This is a genomic window from Paenibacillus vini (assembly GCF_018403325.1).
In the GTDB taxonomy this organism is placed as follows: domain Bacteria; phylum Bacillota; class Bacilli; order Paenibacillales; family Paenibacillaceae; genus Fontibacillus; species Fontibacillus vini.
Window position 1 is genome coordinate 14,553 of the sequence record NZ_BOSL01000017.1, and the last position, 18,278, is coordinate 32,830.

The window sequence follows — 18,278 nt, forward strand, 5'->3', positions numbered from 1 at the left end:
CGCCACCCTCCTTATAATCCCTTAGGTTTTTTGCCCCAAACTCTTCCTCTTCGCGCTACCCCTCCGGCAGCTTCCACCGCTCCGGCCAAGGCGTCCGGCAAATCATCATGAGTACCGGACGGAAACTGTTCCATTTGCTCAAGCAATAACCGGTGAGACCGATTAAAACGCAAAAGGCCGCTTTCAATGAGCGGCTCCAACGACTCGATTCGGACTTCCTTCTTCGTACGCGATACAACTGGTTTCACGCGCGTAGTTCCAATCTGTTCCTTGCGTAACCGTTCGAGTAGCTGACGGTACATATCATGCTGCGCCCCAACGGTTTCGATCGCGAATACCTTGTGCCCGTATTCAACGATAGCTGTAACGGATTCATCCAACGCAATATGAGACGGACATTTGCGCGCCCAAGCGTCTATTACGTATAAAACACCAGTTTGTTGGTGTTTCCCAACTGTGACAATCGCGTTATAGTCGGACCGGCTACTCTTACCTTGCGCAATGTCCCAAAATGCGTAAAAGTTGAGCGGTATTGGGCGGCCGTGCTCGTCAAAGAGGTCTGATTCGTCGTAATATCGGAATGTCTCCGGGTTAAATACCGCGGATTCCTCGTCAATCGGCGTATTCTGATACTCTGTATTAAAAGCCTTCGATCCGTTATCCCATTTCCACGTCATCAACTTCCAAATCGGCTGTGCTTCCGGCCACAACACGACGGCTCCGCGGTCCATTTCATCGCGATTGGCTTCATAGAAACTCAATGCGGCAGCGGCTCGGTCTTCCGATTCGTAATTTAGATATATTTCGCGACATTTCTCCCAGAGATCGGTTCTTTCAGGTTCCTCGATAAGTGCTTTATATAGCTTTGAGTTAAAATCAGCCCGCTTCATTACCGTGAGAAGTAACGCCTCATGGTGTACAACAGTACCCATATAAACGATTGCCGTCTTTTTGCCTCGCGGATCACCGAGAGGCATTACCGTTTGAGAAAACCAGTCACGCATCTTCTGTCTCAACTCAGGCGTCGCCGCGTTAGAACGAATATCCTCAAGGTCATCACAAACGATTAAATCCGGCCGAACCCCGTCCCAATTTCGTCCGCGAAGAGCCTGGTTTGTTGATGCGGCTTCCATTTTAGTCAACTGCCGCTGTCCGCCGCTCGCCGTTGGCTCCCAAGCTACGAACTCCGAGGAATTATCTTTCGGGTTCATTTGTTGCTTCGTGTGGAGCAGCGGTCCAAAATCGCGCCGGAGTTTTTCGTTACTCTTTAATTGGCTCGCGATCCACTCCAAATTACCGGTCGATACCGCTGGCGTCTCCGAAATATTGATGATATATTTCCGGTGTCGATACGCAATCTCCCTCGTCGGAAACGCTCTCGACAAATACGTCGATTTTGCGTGAGAACGTGGCGCCCCACGCGATACCTTAGCGTTTACCTGCCGCAAGGAAACATCGTCCATTGTCGCGCAAATCTCGCGGTGAAACTCCGGTGCTTCCGCTACGTCCGATATGTCGAAGCCGTCCCAATTTCCGGGGTTACCGGGATTGCGCGCTTCCGAAAAGTATTCGAGTGCGAAGAAGAGCAGGTCGCCCTCTGCGCGGTGAATGCGGCTCAGCCGGTCGAACTCGTCAAGGTATTGCGCGAGCTCCGCTTCCTCATCCGAAGTCAGAGCGGTAATATCCAAGGTCATTGCGCCAATTAATTCATCAAGCCGCGCGATCATTTCGGCGCGTTCGTCCCGTTCAACCCATCGGTCATTTATCCAAGCGATATTACCGTCTCCTCTCCGTGAAATTAGCGATTTATAAGCGAACCCTACCGAATACACCTGCCGGATATGTAACGCGCTAATTTGCCGTAAAAACTACGGGAAAGTTACGGACGCTTCCGGGAGTGTTTCGACCGGCTGGGATTTGTAAAGTCCAAAGTTAATTTTGATTCGCGGATTTATTCGCCACCAAACGGCGGCCTTTTGAGGGGTGCCGGGGGTGGGCCGGCCCCTCGCAGTATATTGTGTCGGTCGTAGTTCGTCTCAAAAACAATCGTTTATGCAACGTCAATACACACGCTTAATTCGGCGTGCTTCCTGCGGGATTATACGTTCCAATTTCCGTATCAAAAACATAGTTGCAATAACGTACGAGAATATGATACACTATAGTCAAATGATATCGGAGGCTGACGCTATGAGGATCGGGTATGCACGTGTATCAACCGCGGACCAATCGCTAGACTTACAGCTCGACGCGCTTAACGCAGATGGCTGCGAGCGCATATACACGGAAAAGGCAAGCGGCGCTAAGGATGATCGCGCGGAACTCGCTAAGGCGCTAGATAGCCTGCGTCCCGGCGACGTGTTCGTTGTATATAAACTTGATCGGCTCGCGCGGTCAACGCTTAAGCTAATCTCTACGCTTGATGATATCAAGGCGAAGGGCGCCGAGTTCGTCAGCCTGTCCGATAAGATTGACACGACGACCGCCGCCGGCAAAGCGCTATTCGGAATGCTTGCGGTGTTCGCGGAGTTCGAGCGCAACGTGATCGTAGAGCGTACGAAAGCCGGTCTCGCAGCGTCAAGAGCCCGCGGCAGAAGCGGAGGTCGCCCGAAGACTGACCGCAAGAAGGTAGCGCAGGCGCTAAAGCTATACGACAGCAAGGCGCATACGGTCGCCGAGATAACGGACATGACCGGAGTTACCAAGGCTACGCTATATCGGGCGGTGAGGGAACGAGAGAGCGCGGAATAGGCGCTCTCTTTTTATCGTTTCGAAAAATTCCGGAGGGCCGTCCGTCAGGAGCGCGTAGCAGATGAAAACACCGCACCGTCAACCGCAGTCAAACCGTAACCGAACGTGTCCCTTCATCTAATGCGCCAATAATGCGCAGGCCATTCCGCACTTTACACGTCTGTGTTTCCGCCGTCTCTCCGCGCCTTAAACTCCGCGATTCTCCGGTCTAACTCTTCGCGATCCAATCCGGTCGCGTCCGTCCTCACTACGTCAACCTTATCTGTCAGCATTTTGTTCATCTGCAGGAGCAACTTCGCAGCAGCAGCGTTGCGGTCCTGGATCGCAGCGTCCGCCATCGAGTCAGCCACTTCCGGCAGCTTATCGAGCGTGTTGCGCGTAATCTGGCGCTTTAACTCACGCTCAAATAGCGGCTCTTTAAGCCAGTCGTAAATAGATTGCCGCGACACTCCGGCCGCTGCTCCGATCTCCTCCATCGTCTTACCACCGCGACGAGGCTGCGCTAGATAATGAATCGCGATCAAATGGTGTGTCTCTAATCGTTTAAGTGCCAAGAACGAACACCTCACTCGTTGAAGTAGGTACACGCACCGACTCGGAAACTACAACTTTGATGGGACTGCTAGGCCTAGATGTCACCGCGACTCCCTCATATATTGGAATTTCCTGTCCCTTTATCATTAGTCTCGTATTCACACCGTCCTCACTAACTAGTACCAAGGATGGCGCGCTAAATTCATCAAATATTAATGCGACCTTACCGTCCACTACATCGAACTTCATAATTATTCCTCCGTATATTCAGCGCGAAATCACGCCATTATTTTCGTACCCTTCCGAATACCTTACCGCGCTGGTTGTGCGCCTATTTCAACGCGAATCCAACGGGAAATCCGCGCATAAAAATAGCGCCAATCATCCGTACGAGCAAAACGGACGAAAAGCGCGGCGGCCGGGCGGATCGGTCTCCGCCTTCTTCGAATATGCTTACACATTCTTTTACGCGAAGAAAATCTAATAGTAGATATCTAGCATTCCCATACTCTTATTCGCGATAACATATTCTATAATTAATTGTCCCGCGAGGTTCAATGAGCGAAGCGAATTTAACCGATGCGGTAATGTTTTAGTAAGTCTTTATAGATAAGTATTAATACCGTAAGTCTTTATACATCGCAAAATCTGCGGTTACGTAACCGCAAAAAACGCGGTTACCGATCGCAAATATTGCGGTTACGTACTCGTTCATCAAACGCCCGTTTCCGCAATGCTCCCGTTTCCCTCCGCTGCACCATCGCAACGCGGCGCTTTTCAGTGTGCTCGGCCGCTTCGGGAAACCGCGCGTAGAACTCATCCTCGTCCGTTATCGGCGCGTTGATGATATAAACATCATTGCCGTACGTCGGATGGCGATGCACTTCGATAAGTCCGCACGCAACCAACACGGATTTAATGCCGGCAACTGACCGTTCGCCGCAATTTAGCGCCTGCATAATGTCCCACGTATCCGGGAACGCGTAACCGTATTCCGCGTTATATTGCGCGCAAAGATACGCATAAAGAAGCGCATGCTCCGCCTTAAAGTCCGGGAGCCGCGTATATAGCCGGAATATCGCGTTAGGGACTTTCGTATAGTCTCGCGCTGGTTCAAACGGCTTGCCGCTCTGCTTGATCCCCGTCTCCATTTGTTTGACCTCCGTTTGTTTGTGTGTATTCCGATATAGCCGCTACAAGCTGCGGCGTTTTATTAAAGAAGAATACGTTGCGGCCCGGATACTTCCGGTTGTCACCGATCCCTTTGAGGACGAAGCCGCGAACCATCAAATGGCCAGCCACTCTTTGTGAAGTTACTACATAACGATCACTCACGCGCACATCACCTCATTTGATATTTGAAGGGGCCTCGCAAACACGGGCCCCCACTGCTTCCACTTATTTTTCGTCTCTATAGATCGTCGTCGTCCGCGACTTGAAACGGGATCATCGCGCCTTTACGCTTTCCGGTACTCTCTCCCAAGTCTAAGGCGTCGTTATATTCGCAGCACTCACGACTCCGGTGCTGGGCTAGCTCCATTTCCGTCATAATCGGGTAATCGTACAGGTTGTAACCGCGACTTACCCACGCGTCGAGACGTTCCTTTTGCGCTTCTGGAAAATCTGCACTGGTAACGTGTTTGTAGTATTCGATTAATTCGTTAGCGGCAGTCCGTTTTTCCGCCATCTGCAGTGAAACTGACGTAAGCCGATCGATAATACGCGTTAGAAGGAGACGATTATCTGCGCCGCGAGTAAATTGCCCCTTCCAAAAATAGCCGTTGTTCCATATGTCACGAAGATTTCCGGACTCTCTCGGCATTTCCTGTTCGAACGCAACTAAATTTGTCAATGCTCCCATTCGTTATCGACCCCTTCTGGATTTGTTTATTCGTAGCCGGTAGACTCCGGCTTACGCTCCCTTACATATAACCTTATATGCACTATTAGGAACGTTTTCGGCCGCCCGATCACGTATTTTTCCGAAAGTTTTTCGCAGGTTACTCTCTTCTACGTCGAGGCACTCGGCCATATAGCGGAACTTGATCCGATAATTCCCGCCCTCGTCGACGCGGTACTCGTCCATTTCACCGCAATCGATGTCCTGCGATACTATCTCGAAGGCTCTTTCCGCATATCCTCGCTGTATTTGAGTCAATCGCTCAAGCAACGCAGGCACCTCCGCGTCCTGGACCCGGCGGTCGAAAACTATGCTCCACGCGTGGGCCGGCCGAGGTTTGACGAATACGTTATAGAAATTGCCGCTCTCACCGCGACGGCCTAGGCGTCTCAATCCGTCGAGTTCCGCCGATAGGTGCATGTATTGCGTTTGAAATGCGCGATTAACGTAATTTACGATTGCCCGCTCCGTACGGGACGGATCAACGTTGCGTAACGCGTGCTCAAGCGCGGGAACAATGACGAAGTGAAGAAGCGGGAGGTAGTATTGATATTCGTTTATCGCATACTCCAACTCCGCAAATGCCTCATTACCTAGAAATGCGAGAATTTCGGCGGCATGGTCGATAGCGGTGCGGAGGTCAGGTTCCGCGAAGATATCAATTCCGATGCCCTTCTCGATCGCATCGCGGAACTCTTTTAACGCAGAGTGTTCGAACCCGTGAACTTCCGACCTGCTTGTCTTGGCGATTTTGTCCGCGACAAAGGTTGTCGGGTCGTCCGCATCCGTTGCAGATCCTTGCCGGAAATGCCGTAAGATATCGTTGATCACTTCGCGGTCACCTTCGGTTTGGTACCGTCCTATCGCACGTTTGAATTGTCCTTCTCCCAAAGAGACACCTCCCGTTTGTTTAGAGAAGGGGCCCGAAATGAGCCCCACAGCCTACCGTCCTTACGCATTAATCCGCAGGCTAACCTTAATCTCCGTCGGCTCCCGGCGTTCGACTTGCGCTGCCGGCCGGATTACGAGCACGCCTGCGTCAATGCCTCGGTCTTGATTCGCTTGGATGCCGCAACTTTCGAGCACCCGGTGAATCAGCAGCCTCCCGGCCTGCGTCCAACGCGTATGAAGGACGGTCTTTGTACCGCCAGTCTCGAGCGGAATAGCGTGCGTCACCGATTTCGTCAGTCCTTGGCGAAGGTATCTCGCGCAAAGTATCCACTGGCCGCCTGTCTTCCGCTGAACTCCCGCTTCTTTAAGGGCAGCGTTCAGTTTTGCCGCAGTCATTCCGTAGTCGGCCGCAATCTGCGTTATGGTCAACGTATCGTCAGAGCGCATGATTTCGTCGAGGTACGTGAGGCGTTCCGCTTGTTCTTCGATGACTTCGGCCTGGCGCGTGGTTTCGAGCTGTAGCCGCGCACGTTCTTGCTGCTCGCGTTTAAGCTCCGTTAATAGTTGGATCATAACGTCCGGGTCACGGATCATTTCTTCAAGCTTTGTTGGGGCGATGTAGGCTCCGTGCTTGCGAATAGTTGGGATCACTTCATCAAATAACCAGCGCTCAAACTGCTCTGCAGCAGGTAGTTTTGAACGAACGATTAGGCGGTATACGTTCCCCTCTGATATGAATTTCATTTGTTGTGTCCGTCCAAGCGAGTCGGTGACTGAACGAATCGTGCACCCATCATCGCAGCAGTGGTCGCGTATAGCTTTTTGTGGGTTTACGTAGCCTAAGGCAGAAGCAATCTGTGTAGCCCCGAACATTTCCTTTCCATCGACTAAAGTTACGCAGACACTGCCGAAACGATCGTGGCTAAATACTTGTGAACTGTTCGTCTCCATTTTGAATATCTCCTCTCAAATTATTTTTTATATAAACGGCCGAAGCCGATATTTTACTTAGTGGGTGGGGGTGTGTCCAGAGTTGGACCTACCCCTACATAAGTTGATTCTCCGAAGTTGGAGAGTGAGAAGTCTTCCTCTACTCTTTAATCTTTTCGTATTCCTGCCTTACTGCCCCCAATTCAGCATCCACGGCTTCGGTTGCCATCAAAATATCACAAAGCGCATCCACAATTCGATCGGAATCTCTCGCCTGCAGGCCGCTCATTAAAGCGAAGATACAGTCACGGGCTTGTTTCGCCAACCCTGCGTCACGCGCGTGTTCCAATTCGCAAGTATCCGCAATGTGAAATAGCGTTCGAAGATGCGGAAGCGGCTCCACTAAGTAAATGGATACCGTGCATTCATGGAGCAACATCCGAAATAGCGCTAAATCTGCGCCCCGGTTGGTAAGTACCTGCGCCTGTTCGTTTTCCCCGCGTTCCTCTTCCCGTGCTGCTAAGTCCGCCCAACACGTCAGTACCTCCGCCACACTGTCGCGTTCTTGTTCTAGGCGTTCGATTGTCGTATTCAATATCCCCGTCCCCTTTTCATTCAAATTTTATTTATGTGAACGGCCAGCCGGCCGGAAATTGATCTTGTAAAAGACCCCCTATATAAAATGTTGCCGATGGTTGCCGTTTCGCACAGATTCCGGCCAACTTTTTGCGGCCCTTAATATATCCGACGGGCTACTGACTATGCTTCGCACAATGTTCCGTTCAACTTTCTGCCGGATATCGTATTATTGCCGCGAGATTTTAAGTCCGCACACTTTTCCGGGATAATCATAAAGACGACGCCCGTGCATTCTCCCGCACAACCTCCGGATAAAATCGGGGCCTACAATAATATAGAAAGTCTGCCTTCGATCTCACACACCTCCCAAGAAGTTTTCGCCCTCACTATATATAGGGACTCTTTTTTAAGAAAAGTGGGACGTAAGAGACTGAGATTAAAATATATGTGTCTAAAGTGTGAACGTTTAAAATAATTGAAACCATCCTAAAACGAGAACGTATATTCTCGTATAAAACAAAAACGGAAAAGGCGTGCCCGAGCGGAATCATCCGCCACCCTCTCCGTTCCTTATCAATAATCGCGGCTTTCACGTTCCGGAGTTGCCGCTCCGAGCCGCAGGAATTTGCGTACGCCGGCCGGAACTGTTGGCGCAGGACCGACCGGATTTGCGAGGACATCCTCGCTTTTGCCGAGATTTGGCGCTACTCGACTTTGAAACTTCCCGACGTCGGGAACATTTTCCCGCATGGCATCCCCACCGTTTGGCGCCGGCAGGTACGGGAATGGCCGCCGTGTTAGCGCACAGCGACCGGTTACAGACTTACAACGCGCATCTCCTCCCCATTACGGTGGTAGCGCACCTTGCCGTAGCAGCGGCGTTAGGTTCATCGGAGTTTAGGCAGTTGATCCACCGTCCGGATTACGTCCTCTCTACGTACCGGTATTCGTTCAGGCGCCTCACAATGACTTGTAATTATTCGGAGGATTTCTAGAGCGCTCATTTGCCGTAGTCGTTCAGCGATTGCGGCGAGAGTTTCGTTGGACAAGATGATCATCCCGTAATCGACCATTTCGAAAACGTCGCTATCCGTACTTTCAACGGGTATAAGCTCGACGTCCCCGAGTTGGTTACGAAAAAGTGCAAACTCATTATTTACGAGTACACAATCATGCATGATTTCGCGTTCTTCATTTTCGGCAGCTAGGTAAAGGACGTCCACAGGGTATTCCCTCCTTCAAATTTTTTTTTGCTTTAGGCGAATATAGTGGCGGTACGTTTACCTCTGTCATCTCCTCCGCTTATCGGACCGGTTGCAGCCGGCGGCATCATCGGAGCGCGGACTCAACGGACGACGCGGAACTCGTCCGAAGCCTCCGAATCGTTCATAACGCAATCAATTAGAAAATCAATCGCAGACATACGTAATAGGCACGCGGCCACTTCCGCGACAATCTCGTCGGTTTGCGGCAGTCCGACCGCGACGCGGACCGAATCGTTCAGTTTACGGGTAATGTAAAGGCGCGGATGATTCACAACGTCAGAATGGCGAGTAACCCGGCGCAAAACGAGATCCTCGTCTACAAAGTGCAGGACAAGGTCGTCGCGGATTAACCAGGACGGCCGCAGCTCGTAGTCTAGAGGATCGCCCAGGTAATAGCCGTCAACAACAAGGACACGCTCAAGATTCAAAGACATTACGCGATCAACTCCTTTACTAGTAGCGCAATAAACCATACGAGCGCGCGTATTAACGTTTTAATCCTGCGTTTGCTTATCCGCGGATTAACGGATCTATGCCGGTAATAGTTCGGCGTGTATGCGGTCATTGACAGACACCTCCTGTTCTTCCGGGACAATAAAGCCGATTGCTCGCGCCTGGGCCGCCGTCAACGATATGGAGCCGAGGACTGCGCGGCTGGATACGCCAGTCACGCGTTGGAAGTGCTGCGGATTGGACGACAACTCCTGCGATGTGCCGATTAATTTCGCAATAATCCGGCCGATGTGAGGCGCGTAGACATAACGTACTTGGTACGGCATATTAGCGAGTTCAACCGTAAAGCGCTGCGGCTTGGGTCCGAGGCCGATGGCGTAAAGTTGGTCCGCGTTCGCTTCGACGGTACCGCCTGTCCACTTCGGACTAACTTCGGGGAATATTACGAAGAAACGCGAAGGTGCTGCCGTTGTGTGCTTCGCCTTATTGCCGCGACCGAGTACGATATTCATTAGGCCGGTGCGTACGTTGCGGTAGTATCCAATTTCCTGAGTTGGGCTGATGATTGCGGTTGACATAATTGAAACCTCCTATAACGTTTAACGTATTATGATTAACATCTATCGTTTAATGACTTACCCTCATAATACAACGCCTAACGTTAAACGTCAATAGGTTATTTCAAAATATTTATCGTGAGGGTATACTTTTATTTGAGGTGATATTCGCGTGACCATTAAATTGAAGTTAGAAGACACACTAACCAGCGCTGGCTTATCAAAAAATGCTCTTGCGCGGGAAGCAAAAGTCCGGCCAAACTTGATATATGATATGTGCGAGGGAAAAACGAAGAGGCTCGATCTCGAAACATTGGGCAAGATAATCGACACTTTAAACGCGATGACAGGGCGCAGCTATACGCTGACCGACGTACTGGAGTACATACCGGCCGCCGACCGTTGAGTCCGCGGTCTTTTTCATGCGCTTAGCTTCCGCGCGAGCCAGTGTATTGCTTGCGGTCTGCGGCGAGGACACTCCGATGGCTTCCGCAATCTCTTTGAGCGTGCGTCCTTCTTCGCGAAGTTTGAGCGCCGTCTCTTCGCGCTCGGTTAGTGTTTCGGCGGAAGGGGCGGCGGCTGGCCGGAATTTTCCGTCTGCGGACTCAACGTTTCCAACTGTTAATTTTTGATCAGTTGGAATTTCCTCGGCTTCCTTCGTCCAATTTACCGCTGTTCCGTAGCTGATTCCGAGCCATGCGCCGATAAGTCGGTAACTTTTGCCCGCCTGCCGGAGCTTGATCGCCGCTTCTTGCTTATGTCGTTACCTGGCGAGCATTTACCGCGTGTTTCCCGTGGAATTTACGGCGAATTAGCGATCCTGGGCGCGGAGGAGTATAAACGGAAGGGTGGCGAAGTTGAGACGCTATTTTGACGCAAATAAAAACGCCAACTTACGGAGAGGTTCCGCAGGCCGCCGCGCCGCCAGAAAGGAGGTCAATATGACACTAGAAATAACTACATTTGACTACAGCCAGCTTAACGCGCCAATCTCCGAATTCCTTCAAAAGAAAGAAAGGAACATGCGCGAAATTGTAGGGAAAGCATATACGGATTTGGGACGTGAGTTAAAGGAAGCCCAGAACGTACTCGCAAGCCACAATAAGTATAGCGGAGTGTTCGAGAAGTGGTACACCGCGTTGGGATTTAGGAGGGATGCCGTTTATCGAATGATACACCGGTTTGATGTTATCGCAAATTGCGAGGACATGGGTCAGCAGGAGCTATTGGAAGACCTTCCGGTCTCCCTTACGTATGAAATCGCCGCACCATCCGCTGAGTCCACGGAACCAAAACGCCGAGCGAAAAAAGCCGTCCTGTCCGGCGAAGTCAAAACGCTAAAGGATTATCGCGAATTGGTCAAACGGTTAGAACAAGCGGAAGCACGCGCACATAAAGCGGAGGCTGATTACGAAACGGTGCGCGACACGCTCGAATCGATCGACGAGCAGCCTCTGCGTGTGGAATACGTATATGTATAATAGTGCAAATAAACTTTACGTTTCGCTGTCTGTACCACGCCGACGGAACAAGTCCGCCCGAAGCAACGTTCCTATTTTTGCATATATCTTTAAAAGATTTTAAGAACTAAGGTCTTAAAAGATTTAAAGACTTTACTCACTTATAATCCCTTACGGTCTTATAAGTTCGTACGCCGCGGATAAAAACCGATCCGAGTCGAATATACCGAAACCGTGCGAGGAACACATTTATTGCCGCGTGAATGAGAGTTTACTCGAAGAAGAAAACAACAACGACGCCAGCCAGCCGCCTCCATTTCCGCCTGCCGCCGAACCTCCTCCGCCCACACCCGTACATTTTCCGTAAAATTACCGCAAAATTAGACGATTTGACCGCGTGGAGATATATTTGCTCCCCTCCGTCATCAAAACCGTTAATTTCACGTGATTTCAGCGAGAAATGATAAGGGAGCGGTTTTCAGCGCGAACAAACGGTATCGACACCACAGCAAACGTTTACTAATTTTTGAAAGTGTAATATAGTGCAAATTTACCACGAGTGCCTTTTATTTATTTTTATCTCTTTTTATCTGTTTCGTTCCCATTTTTGCATATTAGGTATAGTGAGTAGGCGAACAACGATCGGGCCAGACAAGCGCCCGGTCCTTTTTGCGTTCGCTTTTTATGTGATAAATCAAGTTCATAAAATTATGGAGGGGTAAAAATGGACAACAAAACAGTAAAAGAAATTAGACTCGCGAACGGACTTACTCAAAAAGAAATGGCGCAGGAAATCGGAGTTGCACTCTCGACAATCGCAATGGTTGAGTCCGGCGGCCGGAGGGTTACGGATAAGCTGCGTTTTAAGATTGCGCGGCGTTTTCCGATGGACAGCGGGACTGCGGCAATTATTGAGAATGCTAAAAAACTCGAAGGGGCGCGGTAAGTTACCGTGTCTTTTCTATCCGAAGATACCTTATCGTGCGGAAAACTTCAATTAAGGGGCGAAGAATATCGTGAGTGTACAAAACGAGATCATTTTAACAGAAAGCCGCACTCTGCGTGACGATTACGTGTTCAAGGACAGTGTTCTTGAGCGCGTAAAGGCTGTACCGGTGCTGTCGGGAACGTTGGAGGTTACGGTAGAAATGGCCGCGAACTTTTACGAGGTTCCTATTGAAACAGTTAGGACTGTACTAAAGCGGAATCGGGCGGAGTTTAACGATTACGGGGAAGTTAGATTACTTAAGGGTAAGGTCTTAGAGAGCTTTAAGACGCAGGTTCAAGGTGAACCATCGTTTAAGGGACTCAACTCTCTATCTCTTGTAACACGTCGGGGGCTACTCCGCATTGGCATGTTACTTACGGAGTCAGAAGTCGCACGTTCCGTCCGCAATTACCTCCTTAACGTTGAGGGAATCGCAAGTAAAGAGCAGCGTATGTGGTCAATGCAGCGCGAAGTATCCAAGCGGGAACGCCGCCGATTAACGGACGCGGTTCAGACGTTTGGTGACGGGAGCACTTTTGCCTACGCTAACTATACGAACCTCGTCTACCGGGTACTGTTCGATACGGATGCGCCAGGCCTGCGCAAACTCTACGGCCTAGAGCCCGACGATAATATCCGCGACGCGCTCAGTACAGATGACCTGCGCAGCGTTGTCGACGTTGAAACCGCGATTAGTTCGCTGCTCCGCCTCGGGTACGGATACCGGGAGATTCGCGACGAATTACTGAGCCGGAAGGCTAATTTCCGCAGGGAGGCCGCTTAATATGGGATTGATTAGAGTGGACATTCATAAGGAGCAACGCAAAATTGACGCGGACTATCGCATGGAGACGGAGGCCGGCGTCATGAAGGTGTTGCGCGGATACCGGGAGTTAAATTTCCGAAAATACAACGGATCGGTCGAGTTGGCCGGGCTGCTCGCGGACTTTAATAACGCGTTAGAGCTCGCTCAATTGACGGAGTGCGAGCGCAAGGCCGCGTACCTGACCGTCACCAACGTGTCACACGCCGAAATCGATAGTAGCGCGTTAGAGTCCGCCGCGAAGAAGATAGCGGCCGTTTTTCGGGGCTGGCGGTATGATACCGACGTGGCTGCGTAAATACGAGAAGATATCGTAGAGTCCGCATAAACGAACGCAAAACTTGCGAATATATGCGGGCTCTATAAGTTACGCAGATATCCGTAATTTGGACTTGCAGCGATGCGCTCCTATGTGATATATTATTGGAGCGGAAAGAAAACGACGAAATGACTGTGCGGCGACAAACCGTTGATATAGCGGGCTTTGCGATGACTGTGCGTTGACATTTCGGGATAAATTTGCGGGGCCTTAGCTCAGCTGGGAGAGCGCATCGCTGGCAGCGATGAGGTCAGGGGTTCGATCCCCCTAGGCTCCACCATATTACTTCTACGGATCGTTAGCTCAGTTGGTAGAGCATTCGACTCTTAATCGACAGGTCCAGGGTTCGAGTCCCTGACGATCCATACCGAGTTTATATGAAACATCCGGCAGAAATGCTGGATGTTTTTGTTTTTTCCGGCCATATAAATAAAAAAACAGCCGCCCCGATACAAGATTCGGAGTAGCTGTTTGCTTTTGTTATTCTTCGTTTTTATAAGGCTCAATCGTCTGGATCGTACCGTCATCATTGTATTTTAATTCGGTATACTTGACGCAGCGCTTATTGTCTGCTCCGCCGGACAAGGAACTGTCATGATAAAATAAGTACCATTTCTCCTTGAACTGGACGATGGAATGATGAGTGGTCCATCCGACTACGGGAGTAAGGATTTTTCCTTGATATTGATAAGGACCCATCGGATTCTTGCTGATAGCGTATACAATACTGTGTGTAGTTCCTGTGGAATAGGACAGATAGTAATAGTCGTTATACTTGTGAACCCACGGTCCTTCAAAGTAACGTCTCTCTTCATCTCCGGCAAGGATCAGATTGCCGTCCTCATCCACAATCGAAATCTCCTGCGGCTGTGCTTTAAATGTAAGCATGTCTTCGCTTAATTCCGCGACGATCGGACCAAGCGCTGGTTCCGTAGGAGCCGGACCTTCAGCATCAGGATTGTAAGTGCCGGTTTGCCATTTCTCTAACTGACCGCCCCATAGTCCACCGAAATACATATAGGCTCTATCGTCCTGGTCAATGAAAACGGCAGGATCGATGCTGAAGCTGCCAGGTATATACTCCGGCTCTGGTGTGAACGGACCCGCAGGGGAAGAACTCTTGGCTACGCCGATTCGGAACACGCCTTCATGGTCTCTAGCCGGGAAGAATAAATAATAGGTATTGTTCTTATAAGCGGCATCAGGGGCCCATAGCTGCTGACTGGCCCAAGGAATATCCTTAAGATGAAGCACCTCACCATGATCCACGCACGGAGCCCCTGCATCGTCCATGGACAAAACATGATAATCCTCCATGTCATATTGGTCCCCGTTATCATTTGAAAGCTTCTCATGGTCTAAGTCATGGGAAGGATAGATAAAGATTTTACCTTCAAAAACATGAGCCGAAGGATCTGCTGTATAAATATGAGTCACGATAGGCTCATTGGGTTGTGCAGGTTTTGTCACGTCTTTTCCTCCTATTTAACTGAAATGCATGCGTTTTCATCGTATCAGATAAACAGTATCCTGTGAATTCATGAAAGTATAGGTTATATCCCAAAAACTTTAGTTGTTCCTTCATCTGCTCAGTCCGGGTTTAGGGGCGCACAGAGTCTTTAGCAGCAAAATTCCATCATTTGACCCCCGGAATCCGTGCGCTCTTTTTCAAAATGAAAAATACAGGTACAATAGATAAGATTAATAAAAATTTAAAGAATGCTGTACTCACATTAGAAAGGAAAACATCAATCTATGATCATTAAACCACGGACACGCGGCTTTATTTGTACGACGTCGCATCCGGCAGGATGCGAGCGCCAGGTAGAGCAGCAAATTGATTACGTCAAAAACCAAACGGCCATTCAGGGGCCGAAAAATGTGCTTGTCATCGGAGCTTCGACGGGATATGGCCTTGCTTCCCGCATTGTTGCCGCTTTTGGAGCGCAGGCCAACACAGTGGGCGTCTACCGTCCAAGCGCCGCCAGCGCAACCCGGACTGCCTCGGCAGGCTGGTACAATTCCGCTGCATTCGAAAAGGCCGCTCAGGCGGCCGGACTTAAGTCCTTCAGCGTGACGGGAGACGCCTTCTCTGAAGAGACTAAGGCGAAAACTGCCGAATTAATCCGAAGCGAGCTGGGCCAAGTTGATATGGTCGTATACAGCGTGGCTACCGCTCGCCGGACCGACCCGGTTACCGGGCAGCCTCGCACCTCCGTGCTGAAACCGATCGGCAAACCGTATACGAATAAAACGGTGAACTTCCATACCGGAGAAATCAGCGATATTACTCTTGAACCCGCCACAGAGCAAGAAATCGAGGATACGGTATTTGTGATGGGAGGCGAGGATTGGCAGGAATGGATCAACGTTCTGGAAAATGCCGGAGCGCTGGCCCCGAATGCTGTCACCGTCGCTTACTCTTACATCGGATCGCAAATTACGATGCCGATCTACCGGGAAGGCACGATCGGCCGGGCGAAGGATCATTTGGAGGAAACCGCCCGGAAGCTGGACGAACGGCTCTCAGCGAACGGCGGCGGGCATGCCTATGTCGTCGTGAGCAAGGCGCTCGTTACGCAATCCAGCTCCGCGATTCCCATCGTTCCGCTGTATATGTCGGCGCTGTACAAAACGATGAAAGAAAAAGGGATTCACGAAGGGACCATCGAGCAGATGTACCGGTTATTCTCCAACAGACTGTACGGGCCGCAAGCCGTTCCAGTCGATGAGGAAGGCCGAATTCGTCTTGATGATTGGGAGATGCGCGAGGACGTGCAAGCGGAAGTCACAAAGCTCTGGGATAAACTGACGACGGACAATATTTATGATCTGTCCGATCTCGAAGGCTTCCGTCGCGAGTTCTTCCAGCTGTTCGGCTTTGAGGTCGATGGCGTGGACTATGAAGCGGACACCGATCCGATTGTTGAAGTAGTCAATCAAAAATAAACCGCACATGCAAAAAAACGGTTGGACAAAGGGAAATCCCCTCTGTTCCAACCGTTTTTTAATTAAAATCGTATGAATGCGATCGGATTACAGATCGTCAGCGGCATTGCGCTTAAGTCGGGTCTTTCTCCAAATTGTCCTTCATCTCGGCATAATGCGCCGCTACATCCGCGCTGACCTGAACCAGTCGTTCAACCAGAGATAATGGTTCGAGAATCGTTAGCGCTTTGCCGTAAGGCAATAAAAAATACGGTACGTAGGATACCAATGCGGCTTGTCCAATCCGGAACAGCGCCTCTTCCGGTTCGCGGGAGATCAGCGCGTGTCCGAACAACCAGTGGCGGCCAAGCTCATGCAAGGCCTGTTCGGGCCCGGCAATCCGCACATTGACCAGAGTCTCTCCATCAAGTGAGCCGGGAAGCAGGCTCTCCAGCAGGTGGGCCTTGGCGGAAAAGCCGCCAGGCCTATCAAACCTTTGCTCCGTCGGACGCAGTTCCACGATCCTGTCGGCCCGAAAGCTCCGTATCGTTTGCCGCAGCCGGCAGTATCCAACCGTATACCAGCAGCCTTTCCAATGGACAATGCCATAGGGATCGAAATCTCTTGAAACCGGCGGCTCGCTCCGGCCTTTATCATAAACCATTTCAAGAGTCATTCCCTGGGCCGCCGCTTCCTCAAGCTGTTGAAGAAAGGATCGTTCTCGCTCCTCCAAAGGCGGATAAATCACCGACACCCCTTGGTCATGGAGCTCCAGCCGAAGAAGCTGCTCATCATTCGTATAAAGCTTCAATTTGTCGATCGCCCGCTCCAGGCTTTCCGAATGGGGGTAGCCAGCCTCCCTGGCAAAGGTCGAAGCATGGACCAAGGCTTTTTGTTCCTCCTGATCAAACAGTAAGGGTGATTCAGCAAACCGCCCTAATATGCGGTATCCGCCGCCCGGGCCCGAATCCGCGATAATCGGGGCACCGCTTGCGCACAATGAATCTATGCAACGGTATACTGTTCGAATATGAATTTCCAGCTTGTCTGCCAGCTCCCTAGCGGTCAGTTTCCTCCCGGAGCGGAGCAGCCACAGGATGGACAGCATGTGGTCGGACTTGGACATATCGGTTTCCTTTCGGTTGTTTCCGGGAACCGCAAGCCAATCCCCGTTATTTTATTCTATTGTAACTTGTTTACTTGAGCGGTTCCATTCCTGCTTCAATCCAGGAATCATAAGTTTGTCCGTATACTTCCGGGATACGAAGTCCCGCTTGTCTCATAAGAACCGTCATCTGTCCCCGATGATGAGCCTGATGCATTAGCGTAAACCGTAAAGTTACCCCGTTCGCCCAACTTTCTCCCATCATATCTACGGTTTCCAGCAGACTATCGTCGCTCCACTGAGTCTTCACCGCTTCAAGGAGTGCCCGGCTGATCCTGCCGTATTCCTCCGCAATCACTGCCGCCGAAGCAGGAACTTCCTTTCCGCCCGCCGGTCCGTCAAAAACCAGACCGCATCCTGTCATATAGTGCGGAGAAAGAACCAGATGCCAGGCGATATCCCCAAGCGTCCTCCGGCCGGGAATCACTTCCCTGGACAGCGAATCGTCCGTGAGCGCCCCCATTACCTTTTCCGTTAGCTTAAGCTCCTCTTCCCATTCCTTTGCAAAGTCATTGATTTTCACGAACATCATCATTCCTCCATTAGTTAAGGGATCTTTTACAAACCGAGTATATAAAAAAATCACTGACAGATTCGGTCAGTGATTTTTAAAGTAATTAAAAAATTATTATTAAGTTACAATCAGAAGCTACAAAAAGAAGCTGTACTCCAGTAGTTACCCTACTGAAGCACAGCTCCACTCAATCAATATATTGTTCTAAAGCAGATGTTTAT

At 50.5% G+C, this 18,278-nt stretch carries 22 protein-coding genes and 2 tRNA genes; 9 read left to right on the top strand and 15 right to left on the bottom strand.

Annotated features, from left to right (window positions below):
• Window positions 1-11 precede the first annotated feature (11 nt).
• Window positions 12-1,727 carry a phage terminase large subunit gene (gene terL, locus KJS57_RS21245; RefSeq protein WP_213656280.1) on the bottom strand — a complete coding sequence of 572 codons (1,716 nt, stop codon included), beginning with the start codon at window positions 1,725-1,727 and terminating at the stop codon, window positions 12-14.
• A gap of 463 nt (window positions 1,728-2,190) precedes the next feature.
• Between terL and KJS57_RS21250 the strand changes: the two genes are divergently transcribed.
• Window positions 2,191-2,751: a recombinase family protein gene (locus KJS57_RS21250; protein ID WP_213656333.1), complete on the top strand. Its 561-nt coding sequence runs from the start codon at window positions 2,191-2,193 to the stop codon at window positions 2,749-2,751.
• 152 nt (window positions 2,752-2,903) lie between these two features.
• Here KJS57_RS21250 and KJS57_RS21255 read toward each other — a convergent pair whose 3' ends face one another.
• The 11 genes from KJS57_RS21255 to KJS57_RS21305 form a co-directional block, all read right to left on the bottom strand.
• Window positions 2,904-3,305: a phBC6A51 family helix-turn-helix protein gene (locus tag KJS57_RS21255; protein ID WP_213656281.1), complete on the bottom strand. Its 402-nt coding sequence runs from the start codon at window positions 3,303-3,305 to the stop codon at window positions 2,904-2,906.
• Window positions 3,306-3,962: 657 nt separating this feature from the next.
• Window positions 3,963-4,436, bottom strand: a complete 474-nt coding sequence (locus KJS57_RS21260; protein ID WP_213656282.1) for a helix-turn-helix domain-containing protein — start codon at window positions 4,434-4,436, stop codon at window positions 3,963-3,965.
• Window positions 4,399-4,620 (bottom strand): DUF5659 domain-containing protein, encoded by a 222-nt coding sequence (locus KJS57_RS21265; protein WP_213656283.1) that lies wholly within the window; start codon window positions 4,618-4,620, stop codon window positions 4,399-4,401. The genes KJS57_RS21260 and KJS57_RS21265 overlap by 38 nt, the downstream gene beginning before the upstream one ends.
• 76 nt (window positions 4,621-4,696) lie before the next feature.
• On the bottom strand, window positions 4,697-5,137 hold the full coding sequence (locus KJS57_RS21270; protein ID WP_213656284.1) for a hypothetical protein: 441 nt from the start codon (window positions 5,135-5,137) through the stop codon (window positions 4,697-4,699).
• A 60-nt stretch (window positions 5,138-5,197) separates the two neighbouring features.
• Window positions 5,198-6,076 (bottom strand): hypothetical protein, encoded by an 879-nt coding sequence (locus KJS57_RS21275; RefSeq protein WP_213656285.1) that lies wholly within the window; start codon window positions 6,074-6,076, stop codon window positions 5,198-5,200.
• Between the two features lie 60 nt (window positions 6,077-6,136).
• A complete protein-coding gene (locus tag KJS57_RS21280) occupies window positions 6,137-7,027 on the bottom strand; it encodes a phage antirepressor KilAC domain-containing protein (RefSeq protein WP_213656286.1) in 891 nt (296 codons plus the stop codon).
• Between the two features lie 139 nt (window positions 7,028-7,166).
• A complete protein-coding gene (locus KJS57_RS21285; protein ID WP_213656287.1) occupies window positions 7,167-7,601 on the bottom strand; it encodes a hypothetical protein in 435 nt (144 codons plus the stop codon).
• A 557-nt stretch (window positions 7,602-8,158) separates the two neighbouring features.
• Window positions 8,159-8,335, bottom strand: a complete 177-nt coding sequence (locus KJS57_RS21290) for a hypothetical protein (protein WP_213656288.1) — start codon at window positions 8,333-8,335, stop codon at window positions 8,159-8,161.
• Window positions 8,336-8,472: 137 nt separating this feature from the next.
• Entirely contained in the window at window positions 8,473-8,808 is a 336-nt protein-coding gene (locus KJS57_RS21295; protein WP_213656289.1) for a hypothetical protein, read from the bottom strand.
• Between the two features lie 122 nt (window positions 8,809-8,930).
• Window positions 8,931-9,284: a glycosyltransferase family protein gene (locus KJS57_RS21300; RefSeq protein ID WP_213656290.1), complete on the bottom strand. Its 354-nt coding sequence runs from the start codon at window positions 9,282-9,284 to the stop codon at window positions 8,931-8,933.
• A gap of 96 nt (window positions 9,285-9,380) precedes the next feature.
• Window positions 9,381-9,881 carry a hypothetical protein gene (locus KJS57_RS21305; RefSeq protein ID WP_213656291.1) on the bottom strand — a complete coding sequence of 167 codons (501 nt, stop codon included), beginning with the start codon at window positions 9,879-9,881 and terminating at the stop codon, window positions 9,381-9,383.
• A 151-nt stretch (window positions 9,882-10,032) separates the two neighbouring features.
• On the opposite strand from KJS57_RS21305, the gene KJS57_RS21310 reads away from it, so the two are divergent.
• The 7 genes from KJS57_RS21310 (at window position 10,033) to KJS57_RS21340 (ending at window position 13,815) form a co-directional block, all read left to right on the top strand.
• On the top strand, window positions 10,033-10,266 hold the full coding sequence (locus KJS57_RS21310; RefSeq protein WP_213656292.1) for a helix-turn-helix domain-containing protein: 234 nt from the start codon (window positions 10,033-10,035) through the stop codon (window positions 10,264-10,266).
• A gap of 535 nt (window positions 10,267-10,801) precedes the next feature.
• Window positions 10,802-11,341 (top strand): hypothetical protein, encoded by a 540-nt coding sequence (locus KJS57_RS21315; RefSeq protein WP_213656293.1) that lies wholly within the window; start codon window positions 10,802-10,804, stop codon window positions 11,339-11,341.
• A gap of 703 nt (window positions 11,342-12,044) precedes the next feature.
• On the top strand, window positions 12,045-12,266 hold the full coding sequence (locus KJS57_RS21320) for a helix-turn-helix transcriptional regulator (RefSeq protein ID WP_213656294.1): 222 nt from the start codon (window positions 12,045-12,047) through the stop codon (window positions 12,264-12,266).
• A 70-nt stretch (window positions 12,267-12,336) separates the two neighbouring features.
• A complete protein-coding gene (locus KJS57_RS21325) occupies window positions 12,337-13,092 on the top strand; it encodes a hypothetical protein (RefSeq protein ID WP_244861661.1) in 756 nt (251 codons plus the stop codon).
• A 1-nt stretch (window position 13,093) separates the two neighbouring features.
• Entirely contained in the window at window positions 13,094-13,429 is a 336-nt protein-coding gene (locus KJS57_RS21330; RefSeq protein ID WP_213656295.1) for a hypothetical protein, read from the top strand.
• Window positions 13,430-13,654: 225 nt separating this feature from the next.
• Window positions 13,655-13,730 (top strand) — tRNA-Ala (locus KJS57_RS21335).
• A gap of 12 nt (window positions 13,731-13,742) precedes the next feature.
• A tRNA-Lys gene (locus KJS57_RS21340) sits at window positions 13,743-13,815 on the top strand.
• A 115-nt stretch (window positions 13,816-13,930) separates the two neighbouring features.
• On the opposite strand, the gene KJS57_RS21345 is transcribed toward KJS57_RS21340, so the two are convergent.
• The gene (locus KJS57_RS21345; RefSeq protein ID WP_213656296.1) at window positions 13,931-14,920 is read right to left on the bottom strand and encodes a glycoside hydrolase family 43 protein; all 990 of its coding nucleotides are present in this window, start codon (window positions 14,918-14,920) and stop codon (window positions 13,931-13,933) included.
• A gap of 285 nt (window positions 14,921-15,205) precedes the next feature.
• Here KJS57_RS21345 and fabV point away from each other — a divergent pair, with 285 nt between their 5' ends.
• Window positions 15,206-16,399, top strand: a complete 1,194-nt coding sequence (gene fabV, locus KJS57_RS21350; RefSeq protein WP_213656297.1) for an enoyl-ACP reductase FabV — start codon at window positions 15,206-15,208, stop codon at window positions 16,397-16,399.
• Window positions 16,400-16,511: 112 nt separating this feature from the next.
• Here fabV and KJS57_RS21355 read toward each other — a convergent pair whose 3' ends face one another.
• Both KJS57_RS21355 and KJS57_RS21360 read right to left on the bottom strand, forming a co-directional pair.
• The gene (locus KJS57_RS21355) at window positions 16,512-17,504 is read right to left on the bottom strand and encodes a helix-turn-helix transcriptional regulator (protein ID WP_213656298.1); all 993 of its coding nucleotides are present in this window, start codon (window positions 17,502-17,504) and stop codon (window positions 16,512-16,514) included.
• A 70-nt stretch (window positions 17,505-17,574) separates the two neighbouring features.
• On the bottom strand, window positions 17,575-18,072 hold the full coding sequence (locus KJS57_RS21360) for a DinB family protein (protein WP_211021032.1): 498 nt from the start codon (window positions 18,070-18,072) through the stop codon (window positions 17,575-17,577).
• Between the last annotated feature and the right edge of the window lie 206 nt (window positions 18,073-18,278).

Coding starts and splice junctions, on each gene's coding strand:
- terL (WP_213656280.1), bottom strand. CDS start 1,727: ATGATCGCGCGGCTTGATGAATTAATTGGCGCAATGACCTTGGATATT.
- KJS57_RS21250 (WP_213656333.1), top strand. CDS start 2,191: ATGAGGATCGGGTATGCACGTGTATCAACCGCGGACCAATCGCTAGAC.
- KJS57_RS21260 (WP_213656282.1), bottom strand. CDS start 4,436: ATGGAGACGGGGATCAAGCAGAGCGGCAAGCCGTTTGAACCAGCGCGA.
- KJS57_RS21280 (WP_213656286.1), bottom strand. CDS start 7,027: ATGGAGACGAACAGTTCACAAGTATTTAGCCACGATCGTTTCGGCAGT.
- KJS57_RS21290 (WP_213656288.1), bottom strand. CDS start 8,335: ATGCGGGAAAATGTTCCCGACGTCGGGAAGTTTCAAAGTCGAGTAGCG.
- KJS57_RS21300 (WP_213656290.1), bottom strand. CDS start 9,284: ATGTCTTTGAATCTTGAGCGTGTCCTTGTTGTTGACGGCTATTACCTG.
- KJS57_RS21305 (WP_213656291.1), bottom strand. CDS start 9,881: ATGTCAACCGCAATCATCAGCCCAACTCAGGAAATTGGATACTACCGC.
- KJS57_RS21315 (WP_213656293.1), top strand. CDS start 10,802: ATGACACTAGAAATAACTACATTTGACTACAGCCAGCTTAACGCGCCA.
- KJS57_RS21320 (WP_213656294.1), top strand. CDS start 12,045: ATGGACAACAAAACAGTAAAAGAAATTAGACTCGCGAACGGACTTACT.
- KJS57_RS21330 (WP_213656295.1), top strand. CDS start 13,094: ATGGGATTGATTAGAGTGGACATTCATAAGGAGCAACGCAAAATTGAC.
- fabV (WP_213656297.1), top strand. CDS start 15,206: ATGATCATTAAACCACGGACACGCGGCTTTATTTGTACGACGTCGCAT.
- KJS57_RS21355 (WP_213656298.1), bottom strand. CDS start 17,504: ATGTCCAAGTCCGACCACATGCTGTCCATCCTGTGGCTGCTCCGCTCC.
- KJS57_RS21360 (WP_211021032.1), bottom strand. CDS start 18,072: ATGTTCGTGAAAATCAATGACTTTGCAAAGGAATGGGAAGAGGAGCTT.